At 67.6% G+C, this 18,926-nt stretch carries 12 protein-coding genes and 2 pseudogenes; 10 read left to right on the plus strand and 4 right to left on the minus strand.

From position 1 onward, the window contains the following. Nucleotides 1–756 (plus strand): aldolase, encoded by a 756-nt coding sequence (locus tag AC07O3_RS00645; RefSeq protein ID WP_256330797.1) that lies wholly within the window; start codon nucleotides 1–3, stop codon nucleotides 754–756. Further along, on the plus strand, nucleotides 753–2,063 hold the full coding sequence (locus AC07O3_RS00650; protein ID WP_440534130.1) for an MFS transporter: 1,311 nt from the start codon (nucleotides 753–755) through the stop codon (nucleotides 2,061–2,063). Before AC07O3_RS00645 ends, AC07O3_RS00650 begins: the two co-directional genes overlap by 4 nt. Nucleotides 2,064–2,078: 15 nt before the next feature. On the opposite strand, the gene AC07O3_RS00655 is transcribed toward AC07O3_RS00650, so the two are convergent. Continuing rightward, nucleotides 2,079–3,791 carry a hypothetical protein gene (locus tag AC07O3_RS00655; RefSeq protein ID WP_495338328.1) on the minus strand — a complete coding sequence of 571 codons (1,713 nt, stop codon included), beginning with the start codon at nucleotides 3,789–3,791 and terminating at the stop codon, nucleotides 2,079–2,081. Nucleotides 3,792–3,836: 45 nt separating this feature from the next. Beyond that, complete coding sequence (locus AC07O3_RS00660; protein WP_093052451.1) at nucleotides 3,837–4,220, minus strand: response regulator; 384 nt, start codon at nucleotides 4,218–4,220, stop codon at nucleotides 3,837–3,839. Between the two features lie 205 nt (nucleotides 4,221–4,425). Here AC07O3_RS00660 and AC07O3_RS00665 point away from each other — a divergent pair, with 205 nt between their 5' ends. Continuing rightward, entirely contained in the window at nucleotides 4,426–5,220 is a 795-nt protein-coding gene (locus AC07O3_RS00665) for an acetoacetate decarboxylase family protein (RefSeq protein WP_495338329.1), read from the plus strand. After that, a complete protein-coding gene (locus AC07O3_RS00670; protein WP_495338330.1) occupies nucleotides 5,217–6,017 on the plus strand; it encodes a helix-turn-helix transcriptional regulator in 801 nt (266 codons plus the stop codon). The genes AC07O3_RS00665 and AC07O3_RS00670 overlap by 4 nt, the downstream gene beginning before the upstream one ends. Here the strand turns inward: AC07O3_RS00670 and AC07O3_RS00675 are convergent. Then, nucleotides 5,999–6,316, minus strand: a pseudogene (locus AC07O3_RS00675) (helix-turn-helix transcriptional regulator); the annotation flags it as partial. The gene AC07O3_RS00670 and the pseudogene AC07O3_RS00675 overlap by 19 nt on opposite strands. Here AC07O3_RS00675 and AC07O3_RS00680 point away from each other — a divergent pair. The 4 genes and pseudogenes from AC07O3_RS00680 to AC07O3_RS00695 form a co-directional block, all read left to right on the plus strand. Next, nucleotides 6,305–6,967 (plus strand): annotated as a pseudogene (locus tag AC07O3_RS00680) (SDR family NAD(P)-dependent oxidoreductase); the annotation flags it as partial. The pseudogenes AC07O3_RS00675 and AC07O3_RS00680 sit on opposite strands and share 12 nt — an antisense overlap. Before the next feature lie 540 nt (nucleotides 6,968–7,507). Beyond that, nucleotides 7,508–8,806: an HlyD family secretion protein gene (locus AC07O3_RS00685; RefSeq protein ID WP_093176586.1), complete on the plus strand. Its 1,299-nt coding sequence runs from the start codon at nucleotides 7,508–7,510 to the stop codon at nucleotides 8,804–8,806. A gap of 76 nt (nucleotides 8,807–8,882) precedes the next feature. Beyond that, nucleotides 8,883–10,175: a hypothetical protein gene (locus tag AC07O3_RS00690; protein WP_495338331.1), complete on the plus strand. Its 1,293-nt coding sequence runs from the start codon at nucleotides 8,883–8,885 to the stop codon at nucleotides 10,173–10,175. After that, nucleotides 10,163–13,564 carry an efflux transporter outer membrane subunit gene (locus tag AC07O3_RS00695; RefSeq protein ID WP_495338332.1) on the plus strand — a complete coding sequence of 1,134 codons (3,402 nt, stop codon included), beginning with the start codon at nucleotides 10,163–10,165 and terminating at the stop codon, nucleotides 13,562–13,564. The genes AC07O3_RS00690 and AC07O3_RS00695 overlap by 13 nt, the downstream gene beginning before the upstream one ends. 18 nt (nucleotides 13,565–13,582) lie before the next feature. On the opposite strand, the gene AC07O3_RS00700 is transcribed toward AC07O3_RS00695, so the two are convergent. Further along, on the minus strand, nucleotides 13,583–14,767 hold the full coding sequence (locus AC07O3_RS00700) for an amylo-alpha-1,6-glucosidase (RefSeq protein WP_495338333.1): 1,185 nt from the start codon (nucleotides 14,765–14,767) through the stop codon (nucleotides 13,583–13,585). Between the two features lie 202 nt (nucleotides 14,768–14,969). On the opposite strand from AC07O3_RS00700, the gene glgB reads away from it, so the two are divergent. Beyond that, nucleotides 14,970–16,859: a 1,4-alpha-glucan branching protein GlgB gene (glgB, locus tag AC07O3_RS00705; protein ID WP_495338334.1), complete on the plus strand. Its 1,890-nt coding sequence runs from the start codon at nucleotides 14,970–14,972 to the stop codon at nucleotides 16,857–16,859. Next, nucleotides 16,859–18,925, plus strand: a complete 2,067-nt coding sequence (locus AC07O3_RS00710) for an alpha-1,4-glucan--maltose-1-phosphate maltosyltransferase (protein ID WP_495338335.1) — start codon at nucleotides 16,859–16,861, stop codon at nucleotides 18,923–18,925. The genes glgB and AC07O3_RS00710 overlap by 1 nt, the downstream gene beginning before the upstream one ends. The last annotated feature ends 1 nt before the right edge of the window (nucleotide 18,926 follow it).

The following is an 18,926-nucleotide window of genomic DNA, read 5'->3' on the forward strand; positions in this document are numbered from 1 at the left end:
GTGAACGATACGAGCCCCGGAACCCACGACACCCCCGCGCCGTCTCTCGACGGCCTCAGCTACGGCAACTGGACAGAGGCCGAGAAGCTCGCGCTCAGCTGCCGCATCCTCGCCAAGGAAGGGCACTCCGAAACCCTGGCCGGACAGGTCACCGTGCGCCAGCCCGACGGCACCTTCCTGACGACACCTCTCGCGCATGCCTTCGCCGAGATCCGCCCGCAGTCGGTCATGCGCATCGACGATTCGCTGCGCGTGCTCGAAGGCCGCGGTGTGCCCAACCCCGCGGTGCGCTTCCACCTGTGGGTCTACAGGCGCAGGCCGGACGTGAACTGCGTGATCCACACGCACCCGCCGTACGTCTCGGCGCTGTCGATGACGGGCGAGCCGCTGCAGATCGCACACATGGACGCCACGCCTTTCTTCGACGACTGCGCGTTCCTGCCCGAGTGGCCCGGCCTGCCGATTGCCGACGTCGAAGGCGAGATCATCTCCGCGGCCCTGGGCAAGAAGCGCTGCGTGCTGCTGGCCAACCACGGCTTCCTTGCCGCCACGGCGACCATCGAGGAGTCTCTCTACATGTCGGTGCTCATCGAGCGCGCGGCGCGCAACCAGCTGATCGCGCAGTCGGCCTACGGGCGGCTCAAGCTGGTGGATCCTGTGCTGGCGAAGGAGTCGCACGACTTCCTTCTGCAGCGCAGCATCGTCAACGCCAGTTTCGCGATGTTCGCGCGACAGATCACGCAGGAGCAGCCATGAACAGCATCGCCTCGCCATTGCAAGCAAAAGTGGCTACTGCGGAGCGAAAGCAGCAGAGCGTGTGGAAGATCGGCGCCGCCACCATGGTCGGCACGGCCATCGAGGCCTTCGACTTCCTTGCCTACGGCACGGCCGCGGCGCTGGTGTTCAACAAGCTCTTCTTTCCCAACTTCGACCCCACAGTCGGCACGCTGGCGGCCTTCGGCACCTTCGCCAGCGGCATGCTCGCCCGGCCGCTGGGCGGCATCATCTTCGGGCACTACGGCGACCGGCTGGGCCGCAAGTCGATGCTCACGCTGAGCCTGCTGCTGATGGGTATCTGCACCGTGCTGATAGGCCTTTTGCCGACCTACGAATCGATCGGCCTGTGGGCCGCGGTGCTGCTGGTGCTGCTGCGCATCGGGCAGGGCCTGTCGTTCGGCGGCGAGCTCGGCGGCGCGATGCTGATGGCCGTGGAGCATGCGCCGCCCAAATGGAAATCGCTGGTCGGCAGCATGCCGCAGATGGGCGCACCCATCGGCGTGCTGCTGTCGTCAGGCGCCTTCGCGCTGGTCACTCAGTTGCCCGAGGCCAGCTTCCTGAGCTGGGGCTGGCGGCTGCCGTTTCTTGCGAGCGCGGTGCTGATCGTGCTGGGCGTGTTCATCCGCATGAAGGTGCAGGAGTCGCCCGAGTTCATGCAGGTCAAGGTGCACCAGAAGACGGCGGCGCTGCCAGCGCGCGAGGTCGTGGTCGCGCACCTGAAGCCCTTGCTGCTGACCATCGGCGGCAAGCTGGCCGAGGTGACGCTGATCTACACCATTCTTGTGTTCTCGATCTCGTATGCGACCAGCCGCCTGGGTTTCTCGCGCTCCGATGCGCTGCACGCGCTGATCGCCGGCTCGACCGTGATGGTCTTCACCATTCCGGCCAGCGGCTGGCTTGCCGACAAGGTCGGCGCGCGGCGGCTCTATGTGTTCGGCGGGCTGCTGCTGGCGATCATGGCAGTGCCGCTGTTCCAGGCCATCGGCAGCGGATCGCTCACGGCGTACACCGTGGCCATGGTGGTGGCGCTGTCGATCAACTACCCGCTGATGTTCGCGCCGCAGTCGAACCTGTATGCGGCGCAATTTCCGGCCGAGCTGCGCTACTCGGGCATCTCGATCGGCATCCAGTTTGCGGCGGCCATCGGCGGCGGGCTTGCGCCGATCATCGCGGCCACGCTGGTGGCGAAGTATTCGAGCATCGTGCCGGTGGGCATCTATGTCGCGGTGCTCGGTGTGGTGGCCGCCGTCTCTGCCTGGCTGATGCGCCCGACCGCGAACGAATGAGCGAAGTGACCGTCGTCAGGAGTGCCCGTCCACCCGCATCTGGAACAGGAAGTAGGGCGGTATGCACGCACCGCGCCCTTCGGGCTGGCCCTCGGCCTGCGCGCAGATGTAGTCGTCGCGGCAGGGCTGCTGCGCCGAGCAGCTGCGCAGGTTGCCGGGCCGCGTGTGCTTCGCCAGGCATTCGCCGAAGGGCTTCTTCGCGGCGAGGCAGCTGTTGAAGTCGCTGAGGATCGCGATGCCGCCGCAGGTGCCGTTCTTGTCGCCCGGATCGCAGGGGCCCGAGCACATGCCGCCCGGAAAGCCGACCGAGGTTTTCTCGCACACGGAGAGCATGCCTTCGCAGGAGATGCGCGGCAGTTTTTCAGCGCGGTCCAGCCATGGGTTGGCGGATGCGGTGATGCGGGTGGGCTCGCAGCGCGCGCCGACCGTCGGCTTCTTGGCCACGGCGTTCGCATCGTCGGGTTCGGCCAGGGGGCGGAACGGATCGGGCCGCGGCGTCGACAGCGCGGCCCGCACATAGGTGCCGCGACGTGCCAGTTCGTCTTGCACATGCGGCGAGTACGGCACCGCCAGCGCGTTGCCCGTAGTGAAGGTCCGCGATGCACCGCGCCGGTCTACTCCGAGCAGGTGAAAGCCCGCGACTGCGCGGCTCTGGTGGCAGCCTGCGCAACTCAGGTCGTCGAGGCGGCGCAGCACTGCCTGCGGTGATTGCAGCGTTCGGCTGCCCTGAACGGCCTGCCATTCGCCTGGCGCGAAGAGCTGCTCGAAGGGCCGGTTCGCCAGCCGTTCGAGCCCACGCGGCGCGACCGAGACGGCTTCGGTCGCGAGGAATTTCTCGGGAATCTGCAAGGTAGCTTCGTCCAGCGCGCGCAGGTTGGCGGGCTGCTGCAGCCATTGCTGCAGCTCCTTGCGCAGCGGGGCGCTGGCCTTGAGCTTTGCGATGTCGGGTGTGTTTTCCAGCGGCGCAACGTCGAAGCGCTTCGCGCCTGCATTCCAGCGAAAGGCGCGCAGCATGTATTCGGCATGGCCGCCCAGATCGGGCCGCACCGCCGAGGGCCAGCGAACGCTCTGCAGGTTGGTCGTGACCTGCGCGACGCGCGCGAGCGCCAGGCGCTGCGGCGCCAGCGGACCATCGGCCGACACCAGCCAGCGGCCCGTTGCCTCGTCGGTCATCGACGCTTGCGGCGGCTGCCAGCGCTTCGCGGCGCTCGCGCAACTGCCATCGGCATCGGGCGCATCGCCGCGCAGCTCGACGTTGACCGTCATCGGCAGGCGCGACTGCATCGCGGCCGTGCGATAGGCCAGGCGGTACACCAGCCGCGTCTCGCCGCATGCGTTGCTCTGGAAGGGCCGCCGGTCCATGCGGTTGGCGACGCCCACCAGTTCGAAGAAGGCATCGGGGCTCGCAAGCCAGCGTGCATCGAACAGTCGGTGCGGATATTTCGAGATACCGACGCCTGCCTGCCTGTCGCGCCGCTGGAGGCTGGAGAGGCTCGCGCTGATCGGCTCGGCGATGGAGCGCCAGGCGGGCGAGCGTATCAGGGCCTGGTTGGTGGCGATGCCGTCGCTACCCGGCGCCTCGCCGGTCCAATGCGCAAAACCTGCGCCGGACTTTTCCGCCACCTGCAAGGCGGCGGGCGACGTGACGAGTAGCACCGGCTCGGCCGCGGTACCAAGGGCGAACGCCAGCGCGAGGCCGGCAGTCAGGCTGTGTTTGAAGGTCGGCACGCGGGCGATTGTGCCGCGATGGGCCGCTCCGCTTGCGACCGCCGCTCAACGGCGCGGCGAGATATTCAGCGTCTTGCAGAAGTCGTAGAAGGCTTCGAGCTGCAGCGATTTGTCGAACACCGCATCCACGCCCGCGGACAGCGCGCCTTCGCGCACCTCGGAGGTTGCGTAGTTCATGAGAACCACCGTGCGCTGCGCTGGTGACTTGTGCTCCTGCAGGTACTGCGCCACGGTGAGCCCGTTGCCTTCGGCCAGGAAGATGTCGATGACGGCCGCGTCCCAGCCTTCGGGGTTTTTCTTGAGCCAGTCGATGGCGGCGCCGGAGGTGGTGGCGGTGCCGATCACATTGCATTCGGAAAATTCTTGCAGCCCGTCGGTCAGCGTGGTGGCGATCAGGGGGTTGTCTTCAATCAGATAGATACGGGTCATCGGGGTCATCGGGGTCATCGTGCGGAGCCGGGAGCTTCTCGTTGTGTTCGTTCGGCTTGTCTCGGCCGAGGCGGTCATTGTGTCTGCCGACGGGGTGGGGCGAGTCGGACAACACCGTCATCTGTCGTAGCGGGATCACTGGCGTACAAGACGCGGCGGCGCATGCGGCCATATCGTGCGGCGGTCTTGAACTTGTCCACATCCGATGCCGCAATCTTTTACGCCTCCTTTCACATCCTCCGGCCGCAGCGCGCTTGTGCAGGCACCGCCCTGGCACTATGCCGGCTGGCTCGTCAACGTAGCCTTCGAATTCGATGCCGCGCTTGGTGCGGCGCTGGTGCCGGCCGAGCTCGGCACGGCCACCGGCAAGGGCTGCGTCCACTTCGCCGACTGGCAGGCCTGTGGTGACGATGGCCGCGAGCTGCTCGACCCCGTGTACGCGCAGTACCGCGAGACCATCGTTGTGCTCGAAATCGCGGCAAAGCCGGGCGTTGGCGATGCGCGCTTGTGCTTCTATTGCCCGCTGATCTACGTGGACCAGGACATCTCGCTGCTGCGCGGCTGGCTCCAGGGCTGGCCCAAGAAGATCGGCCAGACCTGGCTCACGCGCAGCATGCCGCTGATCCATCCGGCGGCTGCGCCGTTGTCGGCTGGCAGCCAATTGGGCGCGAGCCTCAGCGTGAAGGAGCGGCGGCTCGTCGACGCTTCGGTCACGCTGTCGGGCGAGAAGGCCGGGCGCCTGGGTTTTCTGGCTGCACCGACCATCGGCGCCATCGGCTGGCCCGACCTGACGCAGCCGGGCAGCGTGGTGGTGCCGCGCTATCTGCGCGCCGACATCATCGACCGCGTCGAGTCGGGCTGGGCCGGTGGCAGTGCCACGCTGCGGTTCCACGATCACCCGGTCGAAGAGCTGGCGCTGCTCGGCCCTGTGGACGCCACGACCGCCAGCGCCGGCTGGATGGGCATCACGGTGCGGGGGGCGCTACCCTTGGAGGGATGAACCCGCGCACAAGCTCACCCGCCTCGCATGTGATCGGCCTGCCGATGGAAGACGGCGCGCAGGTCGAGGCGATGTTCGCGGCCGACCCCAAGGCGCGCTTCGAGTTGCATTGGCATGCGGAGTGGAGCGTTGGCGCAATCCTCGAAGGCCGCTGCGAATTCACCTGCGCCGGCGAGCGGCAGGTGGCGCAGGCGGGCGACCTGGTGCTGATGGCGCCCTTCATGCTTCACACCGCCGGCGTGAGCGCGCAGGGCTTTCGCATGGTGATGCTGTATGTGCCGCACGTCTGGGTTGGCGCGCGCTTCGGATGGCCGCAGGGCCAGCGGGGTGTGCTGCGCCGGAGCGTCTGGCAAGACGCGGCCATGGTCGATGCACTGGCTGTTGCAGCGCTGGCGGAAGACGGTGCGCAGGTCGGCCGGCTTCTGGAGCAGGTTCTTGGAGCGCAGACCAGCGGCGAACTGGTGGCGGTCGAACGGCATGCGGGCGACGCGCGCGTGGAGGCCGTCTGCGACGCGCTGGCGACCGAGGATGCCTGCCGCATCGATCCGGGCGCGCTGGCCCGGCGGCTGGGCATGTCGCGCGAGCACTTTCATCGCCTGTTCCGCGTGGCCGTCGGCGTGACGCCGGCGCACTATGCGCGGCTCGCGCGCATCGGCAGGGCCAAGGCGCTGCTGCGCGAGGGGGGCGCGGCGGCCGACGTGGCGGCGCAATGCGGCTTCACGGACCAGGCTCATTTCTCGCGCTGGTTCCGCCGCTGCTTCGGCGTGACGCCGGGCAACTACATGGCACGCACATAGCGCCCCGGCGGCATCCCGACATACCGGGTGAACGCGACGTTGAATGTGCTTGCGGAGCTGTACCCCACGCGCTGCGCAACTTCGGCAATGCCAGCTTCCTTGCGCCGCAGCAGGTTCTTTGCCATGGCCATTCGCCAGGCAAGGAGGTATTCCATCGGCGCGACACCCACTGTGCGGCTGAAGCGCTCGAAGAACGTCGAGCGCGAGAGGGCCGCCTCTTTCGCCAGCTGCGCAACTGTCCAGGGCCGGGTCGGGCTTTCGTGCATCTGCCGGATTGCAACCGCGAGGCGCGGATGCGCACGCCACGCGAAGACGTTTTGCCCCGTTCCGATCGCCTGCGCGTGCTCGCGCTCGACGTCACCGACCCTGAAAGCATTCGCCAGGCCGTGGAGGCCGCGGGGCCAATCGACGTGCTGGTCAACAACGCAGGCATCGGATTGCTGGGCGTTCTCGAAGACAGCTCGATGGAGCTTGCCCGCGAAATCTTCGAGACGAACACGATGGGCACGCTGATGGTGACCCAGGCGGTGCTGCCTCAGTTCAGGCAACGCAGGGCAGGTGTCATCGTGAATGTATCGTCGAGCACCACGCTGAAGCCGCTCCCGATGCTTTCCGTGTACACCGCGAGCAAGGCGGCGGTCAACGCATTCAGCGAGTCGCTCGCGCTTGAACTCCGGCAGTTCAATGTGCGGGTGAACCTGGTCCTGCCCGGGCGGTCTCCCGAGACTCCCTTCAGCAAGAACGCACAGCCCCGGATGCAGGCGGGAATTCCGCAGGCGTACGCCGAGTTTGCGCAGGGCGTATTCACGGCAATGGGGCAATCGCCAGGGCCGGTCACGCACGCGCTGGATGTGGCGCAAGCTGTATGGCGCGCGGCGAATGACCCGTCGTGCCCGATCCGGATTCCCGCTGGCGCGGACGCCGTGGCGCTGGCCGAGGCGTTGACCTGACATCGGACGCTCGCGTTGGCAGCGCAACCCGCCCGCGAGTGCCAGCAAAAAACCAACACCGGCAGCGATTTCAATCGGCAGGCAAGCAACTGTCTCGACCGATAAACGCGCCCGAAAACAGCAGCATCGTTACCAGCTGTTGTTCGTGAGCCTGTCGAACACATCTTGAGACCTGCCTGTGGGCATCGGCGCAAGCCGGGCGATCGAAAAGGCGCCGCCCTCGAATCTCCTGAGAACCTGAACAACGCGATGCGCCGTTCAGCCGGATCGGCCCTGCGTTGTCAATCTCCTTCACTCTAGAACCAATGTAGGAATCTGCCCCGATTCAGCGGCCGAACTGAATGGGAAGTTCGCACATCTTGTTTCTCACGGAAGCAGAACGGATTGCGGTTTCGACGTACTTTTATTGCACTGCAGCATCAAAAAAACGGGCCTCCTGGCTCGTGGTTCGACAGGGTTCTTCGGTCAAGTCCCTTTCATCAATGGGCGATGTGCCGGCACGGTTGCCGGTGCGCGCCGTCGACGTTTCAAGAGGTGGCTATGCGTGCGTCCAAACCGATTTCGTATCTGCTCTTTCGTCGCCCGGCGCGCATTGCCGGCACCATCGACCGCCGCGCCCGATCGCGGCCCGGTCGAAGTCGGCAGAAGGGTTCATTCGTTCCCAAGCTGGCGGCCTACGCGCTGCTGGCTTTCGTGCTGTGGCTCATGATCGCGACCTTGATCCAGCCGCTGCTGTCCGCGCAGGCGACGCGGGCCGTCCTGGAGGCGCCCGTGGGACTGGTCACCTCGCCGATCAACGGCGTGGTGACGCAGATGGCGGTGCATACGCGCGACGCGGTGGTGCCGGGCTCCCTGGTGGCCACGGTGCGCAATCCCACGGTCAGCCAGGAGATCCTCACCACGCTGACAACGCAGCGTCTTGCCTTGCAAAGCCAGCTGTCGCAGCTGGGCAATCAGTTCAAGGCCGACAGCCAGGAGATGAGATCCGTCGGGCAAGAGGCCCAGGTTCACCGCCAGGCTTCCCTGGCCCAGACATGGGACGCATGGCAAATTGCCCAGCGGCAGCGCGACGTGGCGCATAGCGTGGTGGCCGAGCAGGAGAACAAGGTCCGCACCAACGAGGCATTGCTGAAAGAGGGCGCCATCAGCGAGCAGGTGATGAACGCGGCCGAGGCCCAGCTGAGCACAGCGCGCGCCAACGCGGCGGTGGCCGAGCAGGCCTTTGCCGGGCAGGCGCAGACCGTGGTGAGCGCGGGGCAGGGCGCCTTCGTGGGCACCGGGGGCAGCAACCTGTTCCAGACGCTCTCGAGCCGGCGCGAAGCATTGCGCAACAGCATCGACCGCGCCCAGCAGGACGGCACCGCCATCTTCAAGCAGCTCAAGCAGATCACACAGCTTGAAGACGATGAGCGCCGCCGCGTCGAGAAGCTCGCCGCGTACCAGGTAACGGCCACCCAGCCCGGCCTGGTGCACACCGTGCTGGCGCCCGAGGGCGCGTACGTCACGGCCGGTGCCTCGCTGGTGCGCGTCACCGATTGCAGCCGGATCGGCGTCGTCGCGGTGTTTCCCGCGCGGCTGGCCAAGCGGTTGAGCATCGGCTCCATGCTCGACGTGAAGATCGGCGAGAACAGCACCGCGTTGCCTGCACGTGTCGAGCAATTGCTGCCCGAGGCTTCCGAGGCGCTGCAGAGCACGTACAGCGTGCCCTTCCCCTATGCCGAGCAGGGCTCCATCTATGCCGTGGCACGCATCGAGGACAGCGGGGTGCAACAGGCCGAATCCCGCAGGCAGAGTCTCTGCGTGCCGGGCAAGGTGGTTTCGGCCAGCCTCAAGACCTGAGCACGGGCACGTTGCGCTTCTTCTTCAAGAGAACGACATGCCGATCTCTGTTTTTTCCCGCGCATGGATGCGGTGCATGCGGTGCACCGTCGCATCGATGGCGCTGGCCTGCGCGGCAGCGGCAACTTCGGCGGCCCAGCCCGGCGCCACGCAGCAGGCGCTCGCACGTGACAGCTGCGACGGGTTGCGGCGCGCGGTCGCGCACGACCAGGCGGGCGTCGCGTCGGGGCCGTTGTTCCTCAACAGCTACAGGCCGACGGATGCCGGACAGGGCGAGCCGCCGTTCGAGCCCGCGCTGGCGGGCGCCGCCTTCACCTACGACAACGCATTGGCCGGCATCGCGCTGCTGGCCTGCGGCGACCGTGCCGCCGCCAGGCGCATCGGCGATGCCGTGGTGCGCGCCGTTGCGCACGACCAGAACTTCACCGACGGGCGCGTGCGCAACGCCTATCGTGCCGGGCCTGTCACCGAAGAAAAGCCCGCGCTGCCCGGCCGCTGGGACGCGGGCCGCAAGCAGTGGATTGCCGACGCTTACCAGGTGAGCACCGCCACCGGCAACGTGGCCTGGGCCGCGTTGCTCATGCTGAACCTGTTCCAGGCCGAGCCGTCGCCGGCCTATCTGGCGACCGCACGCAAGCTGCTGGCCTGGACCGAGCAGAACACGCGCGCCACGAACGGCGTGGATGGCTACAACGGCGGGCGCTACGGTTGGGACAACGCGCAGCGCGCCCAGACCTGGAAGTCCACCGAGCACAACATCGACATCGCCATGGCAGCCGCCTGGGCTGCGCGTGCCGCCGGCCAGCAGGGCGGGCCGGAGCAACGACAGGCGCGCACAGCGCTCGACTTCGTGGGACGCATGTGGAATCCGTCGGAGCAGCGTTTCAACATCGGCACCAAGGAAGACGGCGCGACCATCTCCACCGAGAGCTCGGGCCTGGATGCGCAACTGTGGCCGCTGCTGGCAGCGCCCGAGGGTTCCTGTGCCTGGGCCCGCGGGCTCGAATGGGTGGAGAAGCACCATCGCTTCGAGGCGGGCTACGGCTTCTCTCGCAATCCCGACGGCATCTGGACCGAAGGCAGCGCGCAGGCCGCCGCCACGCTGGTGGCGCGCACAGGCGCGGCGCCCGAGGCGCTGTGGCAATTGCTCGCATCGCAACGCGCCGGCAACGGCCTGTACTACGCAACGCCGAGTTCGCGCATTTCCACCGGCCTGGCCATCGGCCCCGACTCGGCCGGCGCGGACTTCTATTACTACCGCTGGCCGCACCTGGGGGCCACTGCGTGGATCGCCCTGGCTGCCACGGGTTTCAACCCCTTCACCGGCAAGACCGCCGCACCGGGAGTCATTCCATCATGTCCAGCCTGATCGCCACACCGGAATTCCAGCTCAACGCACTCGTCGCGGGGCTCGCGTTGCTCCTGATGACCTGGGCCAGGGTCGATCGCATCACCCATCGCGCGCTGTTCGGCGCGCTGACCGCGCTGCTGCTGCTGCGGTACGCAGCCTGGCGCGTGGTCGCCACCATGCCGCCTTCGGACCTCGGTTTCGAAACACTGTTCGCCTGGGTGTTCCTTTGCTTCGAGATGACCGCCATCGTCTACACGCTGATGTCCATCCACATGCTGGTGAAGCGTCGCGACAACCAGTCATTGGCCGACCGGGGAGAGGCCCTGCTGCGTGCTCGCGGCGGGCAGGTGCCGGCGGTGGACGTCTTCATCTGCACCTACAACGAAGAGCTGGCCGTGCTGGAGAAGACCATCATTGCCGCCCAGGCCATCGACTACCCGCGGCTGAAGGTCTGGGTGCTCGACGACACCCGGCGCGACTGGCTGCGCGACTATTGCGAGCGCCGCGGCGTGCACTATGCGCGGCGGCCCGACAACAGCCACGCGAAGGCCGGCAACCTGAACAACGGGCTGCGCCTGTCGGCGGACGTGACCAATGCGCCCTACATCCTTGTGCTCGACGCAGACTTCGCGCCGCAGCGCGAGATCGTCTACCGCATGCTCGGGCTGTTCGGGGACCGCCGTGTCGGGCTGGTGCAGACGCCGCAGTTCTACTACAACGCCGACCCCATCCAGCACAACTTGCGCGCCACCGACAGCTGGGTCGACGAGCAGCGCGTGTTCTTCGACGTGCTGCAGCCGGCGAAGGACGCGGCGGATTCCGCCTTCTGCGTGGGCACGTCTTTCATCGTGCGGCGCGACCTGATCACCGCCGCGGGCGGCTTTCCGGTTGGCAGCGTGTGCGAAGACATCCACACCACCTACCTGCTGCTGCGGCACGGCCACGTCACGCGCTGGCTGGGCGAGCGGCTGTCGAACGGGTTGTCGGCCGAGAGCATCGTCGACTACATCAACCAGCGCAGCCGCTGGTGCCTGGGCACGGTGCAGCTCGCGTTGCTGCCCGAAGGGCCGTTGCGCGGCAGCGGCTACAGCCTCTCGGCGCGGCTGCACTTTCTGCACGGGGTGCTGCATTGGCTCGGCAAGCCTTTCATGGCGTTGATTGTGCTGGCGCCGGTGTTGTACTGGTATGCCGGCGTCTCGGTCTTTCACGCCACGCCGCAGGCCTTCGCCGCCTACGGGCTGCCGCCGCTCATGATGTTCTGGGCCTACAGCTACTGGATCAGCCAGCGGCGCTGTCTGCCCGTGTTCAGCGAGGTGAGCCAGCTCGTGGCGGCGATGGCCGTCACCGGCACGCTGGCCAGCGCGATGCTGCGGCCCTTCGGTCGCCCATTCAAGGTGACGGCCAAGGGGCTCGATCGCACCAGGACCGTCGTGCACTGGAAGCTGGTCGCCGTGTTCGGCGGGCTGCTGGTTGCGCTGCAGGGCGGGGGCGCATCGGCCGTGATGCGCGGTGCGGCGCTCACGCCCGGCGACGAGCTCAATCTCGTGTGGACCGGCATTGCGCTGATCCTCTGCCTGGGTGCGCTCATCGCCTGCATCGACCTGCCCCGGCCGGAGCAGGAGGAGCGCTTCCCCTGGCGCGCTCGCACCCGTATCCGCACCGCGGCGGGAGAGGGCGATTCGCGCTTCGTCAACATCGCTTCGGACGGCGCACTGATGGAGGGTGGTGGATTGTTCAAGCGCCTGCACATCGGGCAGCTGCTGGAGGTCTACATCGACCCCGTCGGCTGGCTACCGGCCCGACTTGCCGGCCGCAGCCGTGCCGGCGCCGAACTGCGGTTTGCCGGCACCGAGGCGCAGCGCGAGCACCTGGTGAGCCACGTGTTCAATGTGCCTCCGAGCCACGTTGCCGTTCAGGTGCGGCCATGGCGGGCCGCGTCGGCGCTGCTCGCGAGCGCGGGCTTCCGGTCGCCCGGAGCAGGGTTCGTGCGCCTGAGCCTGCGGCTGTTCCTGCTGGTGCTGGCGGTGTGCATCCTGCTGGTGGTGAGCGGATGCAATTTCACGCCGCCGCTCAAGCAGCCCGACCTGTCGATGCCTTCGCAATGGCCGGCCGGCGCGACGCGGCCCGCCGCGGATCCAGTGGACTGGCGCGGCTTCGTGCAGGACGACGAGCTGCGAGGGCTGATAGCAACCGCGCTGGATCGCAACCGCGACCTGCGCGTCTATGCCGCGAAGGCACGCGAAGCGCGGGCTGTGTATGCCGGAAGCCGCGCCTCGCTGTTCCCGCCACTGGGACTGTCGGCCCATGCCCAACGCGCGCAGACCACGCCGCAGGGCTCGCTCAGCCCGGTCGGCAACCTGCCGTCCGACGGGAGCGTTTCCAACAGCTTCGACATCCAGGCCGGCGTGACCTCGTACGAGCTCGATTTCTTCGGCCGCCAGCAGAGCAGCGCGCAGCAAAGCGGCTCCCTGGCCGAGGCCGGCGACAAGGACTACGCGGCAGCGCGCATGAACCTGGTGGGCGAGGTGTCGAATGCCTACCTCACGTTGCGCGCAGACCGCGCCTTGCTGAGCCTGGCCGACACCAACGAGGCCGCGCTGAACGCCAATGCCGACATGATCGGACGCGCCAAGGCGGTCGGCGGTGCTGCGCAGCTGGACGTCTATCGCGCGCAATCGCTGTTGCAGAACGCCCGCGTGCGGCAGGAAGAGTTCCGCATGCGCGTCGCCCAGGATCTGCAGGGGCTGAACGTGCTGGTGGGCCAACCCGTGCCGCCGGACACGGGCGCCGCCCGGCCCTGGCCGCAGCGTTCCACCGCGCAGGTCGCGCCAGGGTTGCCCTCCAGCCTGCTGCAGCGTCGGCCCGACCTGCTGGCGGCCTATGCGCGCGTCGAAGCCGCCAATTCGGGCGTGGGCGCGGCCAAGGCCGCCATGCTGCCGACCATCTCGCTGACGGCCCTCACGGGCGGCGTCAGCCGGGAGCTGTCGACGCTGCTGAATGGCAGCAACAGCAGCTGGGCCGGTGTGCTGGGCGTGTCGTTGCCCCTGTTCGACTGGGGGAGCCGGTCGGCCAACGTCAAGGGCAACGAAGCGCGGCTCGCGGCAGCAATGGCCTCTTACGAATCCGCGGCGCAAGTGGCTTTTCGCGAAACCGCCAACGCCCTGATTGCCGACGACCATCTGCTTCCGCAACTCGAGGCACAGCAGGCACGCGTGCAGGCGCTCGAGAAGGTGGCCAGCATTTCGCGCACGCGCTTTCGCAGCGGCATGGAGGACTACTTCTCCAGCCAGGACGCGCAGCGCGAACTCTATGCCGAGCAGCAGCAGCTGATCGAACTGCAGCTCAAGGCGGCCGTGAACACGGTCAATCTGTACAAGGCCCTTGGAGGCGGATGGGGCAGCGCCTAGGCCGGCCTGGCGGGGGCGTCAGTAAGCCGCCTCGCCTCCCAGCAAGGCTCGCCGGGCGAGCAGGAAGGTCGCGGCATTCCAGCTCTGCCCGGCCATGCCCATGGGCGCCAGCGTCCGGCCGTGGAACCACTCGGTGAAACGCCAGTCGTCGAGCGCGTTGACCTGCGCCAGCCGAACGAGCTCGGACCAGGCCTGTTCATGCAAGCCCAGCCTGGCGAGCGCCATCACCCAGAAGCCGCCCACGAAGGGCCAGATGCCGCCGTTGTGGTACTGGTGCACGATGTTCTGCTGATGGCGCCCCATGTAGGCCCGCCACAGCGGGTGCTGGCGCGACAGCGGATGCAGCACCACGCGCACGGGGTAGGGCTCGCCGGCATGCGCCTGCGTGATGGTGTCGACGATGCGATGTGCCATGGCCGGATCGGCCAGCCCGCTCTGTATGGCCAGCACGTTGCCGAACACGTCCCCTTCGTCGCCGACCACGGCCAGGTTGACGAAGCTGAGGTACAGGCCGGGGTCGCGCCGGCCGCGGCGCGCATAGTGCTGCAGCAGCCGGGCCCGGTGGTATTCGGGCAGGTCGCGCTGGAACGGATTGAACAGGTGGTTGAAATGGTGCTGCGTCGCCTCGGCATGATCGAGCGCATAGCGGCGCTTGACCTCATACCAGAGCGCATTGCTGTACAGCACGTAGCCCGAGCGCGGCATGATGTCGGCCCAGTCGCTGGCTTCGTTCTGCTGCAGCAGCCGGAAGTGCTGGTGCTCCTGCGCCAGCAGCCAGTCGACCGCGCGGCTCACCTCGCGGGCCCAGTGCGACGGGCCGACCTGCCCATAGCGGCGCACGTGGTCCACGGCAATCAGCCACCATAGGGTGGCGTCGATGCAGCCCAGGTACCAGAAGTCGGCATCGCGCCCTTCGGGGTCGACGTATTTGGGAATCTGCCCGTTGGCCGCCTGTTGCGCCGCGAGCGCGTCGAGGCTGGCCACCGCACCTTGTTCCAGCGCGGGCACGCCGCTGCCGCACATCGCGATCACGCATATCGCAGCGTCGCGTCCGAAGATTCGCGTGTAGCGCCGCGCCTCGGCGGCCTCGGTCCGAAGCGCCGCGAGGATGCCGTGCGGCGTCAGGTTTCGTTCCAGAAGCGCGAGAGAAGCCTGCGAGCAGGTGTCGAGCAATGCGAGCGCGGGGGCATCAAGGTCGGTCATGAACACACATCGTGGCCTGGGGCTGTCTTTTTATCACCCGCCGGCGTGCGCACCGGCGGGCGACTCGGGCAACTCTCCGACACGGCGAGGCGGCGCAGACCGTAACCGCGGCATGCCGCACGCCTGCAAATTGACGCAGGCCATGCGAGAACCGAAGTCGGTCTTCGAACAACAGTTCCGCAGGCCTTCAACAGGAGCGCCGGTGCAGTCGAACCATTCACTCCAGAGCGAGCGAGACGCTTATCTTTTCCGCGAGGGAACCCACTCCCGCCTGTACGACCTGCTGGGTTGCCACCCTCTGGAAGAGGGCGGCGCCCGGTTCGCGGTGTGGGCGCCGAACGCGGAGTCCGTCTCGGTGGTCGGCGACTGGAACTACTGGTCCGGCGACGCCGACCCGCTGGCACCGAGTCCCGACGGCACGGGCATATGGCAAGGGCAGGTTTCCCATGCCGCGATCGGCCAGGCGTACAAGTACCGCATCCGTTCCCGCCATGGCAGCTACACGGTCGACAAGGCCGACCCTGTCGCCTTCAGCGCGGAGCCGCCGCCCGCCACTGCATCGCGCATCTGCGAACTTTCTTACGAATGGGGTGACGCCGAGTGGATGGCCACGCGCGGGCCGCGCAATGCGCTGGACGCCCCCATGTCGGTCTACGAGGTGCACCTGGGCTCGTGGCGGCGCCGCGATGGCCTGTTTCTCGACTACCGCGAGATGGCGCACCAGCTTGCCGCCTACGTGAACGAGATGGGCTTCACGCACGTGGAGCTCATGCCCGTGACCGAGCATCCCTTCTACGGTTCGTGGGGCTACCAGACCACCGGCTACTTCGCGCCCACCGCGCGCTTCGGGTCGCCGCAGGACTTCATGTACCTCGTCGACCACCTGCACCAGCAGGGCATTGGCGTGCTGCTCGACTGGGTGCCTTCGCACTTTCCGACCGACGAGCACGGGCTCGGGTACTTCGACGGCACGCATCTCTACGAACACGCCGATCCGCGCCAGGGCTTTCATCCGGAGTGGAACTCCAGCATCTTCAACTACGGCCGGCCCGAGGTGCGCAGCTTCCTGGTGTCGTCGGGGCTGTTCTGGCTGAACCTGTACCACCTCGACGGGCTGCGCGTGGACGCTGTTGCGTCGATGCTGTACCTCGACTACGCGCGAGAGCACGGCGAGTGGATTCCGAACCGCCACGGCGGCCGCGAGAACCTGGAGGCCATCGACTTCCTCCAGACGCTGAACCGTGCCGTGTACCGCGAGTACCCCGACACGATCACGTTGGCCGAGGAATCGACCGCGTGGCCGCGCGTGTCACGGCCCACCGACATGGACGGCCTGGGCTTCGGCGAGAAATGGAACATGGGCTGGATGCACGACGTGCTGGCCTACATGAAGCAGGACCCGGTCCACCGCAAGTACCACCATCACAAGCTGACCTTTGCGTTGATGTACGCCTTCCACGAGAACTTCGTGCTGCCGCTCTCGCACGACGAGGTGGTGCACGGCAAGGGCTCGCTGCTCAACAAGATGCCCGGCGACGCCTGGCAGCAGTTCGCCAACCTGCGCGCGTTGTACGGTTTCATGTGGGCGCATCCGGGCAAGAAGCTGCTCTTCATGGGTGGCGAGTTCGGCCAGCGGCGCGAGTGGACGCACGACGGCGAGCTCGAATGGTGGGTCTGCGAACAGGAAGGGCACCGCGGCCTGCAGCGCCTCGTGGCCCAGCTCAATCGCGTCTACCGCGGTGCGCCCGCGCTCCACCAGGTCGACTTCTCGTCCTCGGGGTTCGAGTGGGTCGCGGCCGACGACACCGACACCAGCGTGTTCGCCTTCCTGCGCAAGGCGGGCGACGGCAGTCCGCCCTTGCTGGCGGTGAGCAACATGACCCCGGTGCCGCGCACCAACTACCTGCTCGGCGTGCCGCTGGGCGGCCACTGGCGCGAGCTGATCAACACCGACGCGGCGGAGTTCGGCGGGGCGGGCTGGGGCAATTTCGGGGGCGTCGAAGCGGCGCCCGTGCGTTCCCATGGCCGCAGGCAATCGGTGTGCATCACCTTGCCGCCGCTGTCCACGCTGATCCTGGAGCACCGTCCCTGATGAAGAACATTTTCTCGACCAAGCCCCCCCCCGCGGCGGCGGGGACCGACATCGGCTTCGACGACGGCGCGGTCCGCGCGGTCATCGATGCCGTGCTGCCGTGCGTGGACAACGGCCGCTTCCCGGTGAAATGCGTGGCCGGCGAGCGGGTGCGGGTTCGCGCTCATTGCTTCACCGACGGGCACGACGTGCTGCGCGTGCAGCTGTGCTGGCGCGCGCACGACCAAGCCCAGGCCCAGGCCGCATTCCGCGAAGTGCCGATGAAGCCGCTCGGCAACGACGTGTGGGAGGCCACGTTTTCACCGCCATCGATCGGGCGCTACGTCTACACCGCAGTCGCCTGGGTGGACCCGTTCGAGTCGTGGCGCAGCGAGATGACGCGGCGCGTCGACCCCGATGACGTGCGCATTGCCGCGCAGGTCGGTGCGCTGGAAATCGCTGCCGCCGCCGCGCGCGCCGAAGGCGCCGACCGCACCGCGTTGAACCGATGGGCCACCGAGCTCGATGCCGTGGCGGCCAGCCCCGCGTACGACGTCGTCTCGCTGAAGGCGCTGGCGCTCGACGACGAGTACGCCGAGCTGGCGCGTCGCCATCCAGACCGCCGGCATCAGGTGCGCCACCCGGTCGAGCTGCCGCTGGTGGCCGACCGCGAGCGCGCGCGCTTCAGTACCTGGTACGAGCTGTTCCCGCGCTCGACCGGCCCCGCGCCCGGCGTACACGGCACCTTCGGGGACGTGGAAGCGCGCCTGCCGGCCATCGCCGCCATGGGCTTCGACGTGCTGTACTTTCCGCCGATCCACCCCGTCGGCCGCGAGCAGCGCAAGGGCCCCAACAACGCGCTCGAAGCCGGCCCCGGCGACGTGGGAAGCCCGTGGGCCATCGGTGCGGCCGAAGGCGGGCACAAGTCGATCCTTCCGGAGCTTGGTACCGAAGAAGACTTCAGGCACCTGCTCGCACGCGCGGCGGAGCACGGCCTGGAGATCGCGCTGGACATCGCCTTCCAGTGCGCGCCCGACCACCCCTACGTGAAGGCGCACCCCGACTGGTTCCGCTGGCGCCCCGACGGCAGCGTGCAGTACGCCGAGAACCCGCCCAAGAAATACCAGGACATCTATCCCTTCAACTTCGAGTGTGAAGACTGGCGCGGCCTCTGGGCCGAACTCAAGAGCGTGTTCGACCACTGGATCGGCGAGGGCGTGCGCATCTTCCGCGTGGACAACCCCCACACCAAGGCCTTTCCGTTCTGGGAGTGGGCCATCGGCGAGGTGAAGCGCGTGCACCCCGACGTGATCTTCCTGGCCGAGGCCTTCACGCGGCCGAAAGTGATGCACCGGCTCGCGAAGCTGGGCTTCTCGCAGTCGTACACCTACTTCACCTGGCGCAACACGAAGGAGGAGTTGCAGGAGTACTTCACCGAGCTCTCGAGCGGCCCCGGCGTCGACTATTTCCGCCCCAACGCGTGGCCCAACACGCCCGACATCCTGCACGAGCAGCTGCAGGCCGGCGAGCCCGCCATGTTCATGTCGCGGCTGGTGCTGGCCGCCACGCTTGCAGCCAACTACGGCATGTACGGGCCGGCCTACGAACTGCTCGAGCACCTGCCGCGCGGACCCGGCAGCGAGGAATACCTTGATTCCGAGAAATACCAGCTGCGCCACTGGAACCACGACGACCCCGCAAGCCTCGCCCCCTTCATCGCGCGGGTGAACCACATCCGCCGCGAGAACCCGGCGCTTCACCGGGACAGGGGCCTGCGCTTCCTGCACATCGACAACGACCAGCTGCTGGCCTATGCCAAGGAATCGCCCGACGGCGACAACGTGATCGTCACCGTGGTCAACCTCGATTCGCACAACATGCAGTCGGGCTGGCTCGGGCTGGAACCTGGCAGCGTGGGCGTGCCGACCGGGCGCAGCTTCCAGATGCACGACCTGCTCAGCGGCCAGCGCTTCACCTGGCAGGGCGACTGGCACTACGTGCGGCTCGATCCCCACAGCGTGCCCGCGCACATCTTCGTGGTCCGTCGCCGCCACGGCGACGAGCGCGACTTCGATTACTTCCTGTGAG

This window comes from Variovorax sp. GW821-FHT09D05 (genome assembly GCF_059416325.1).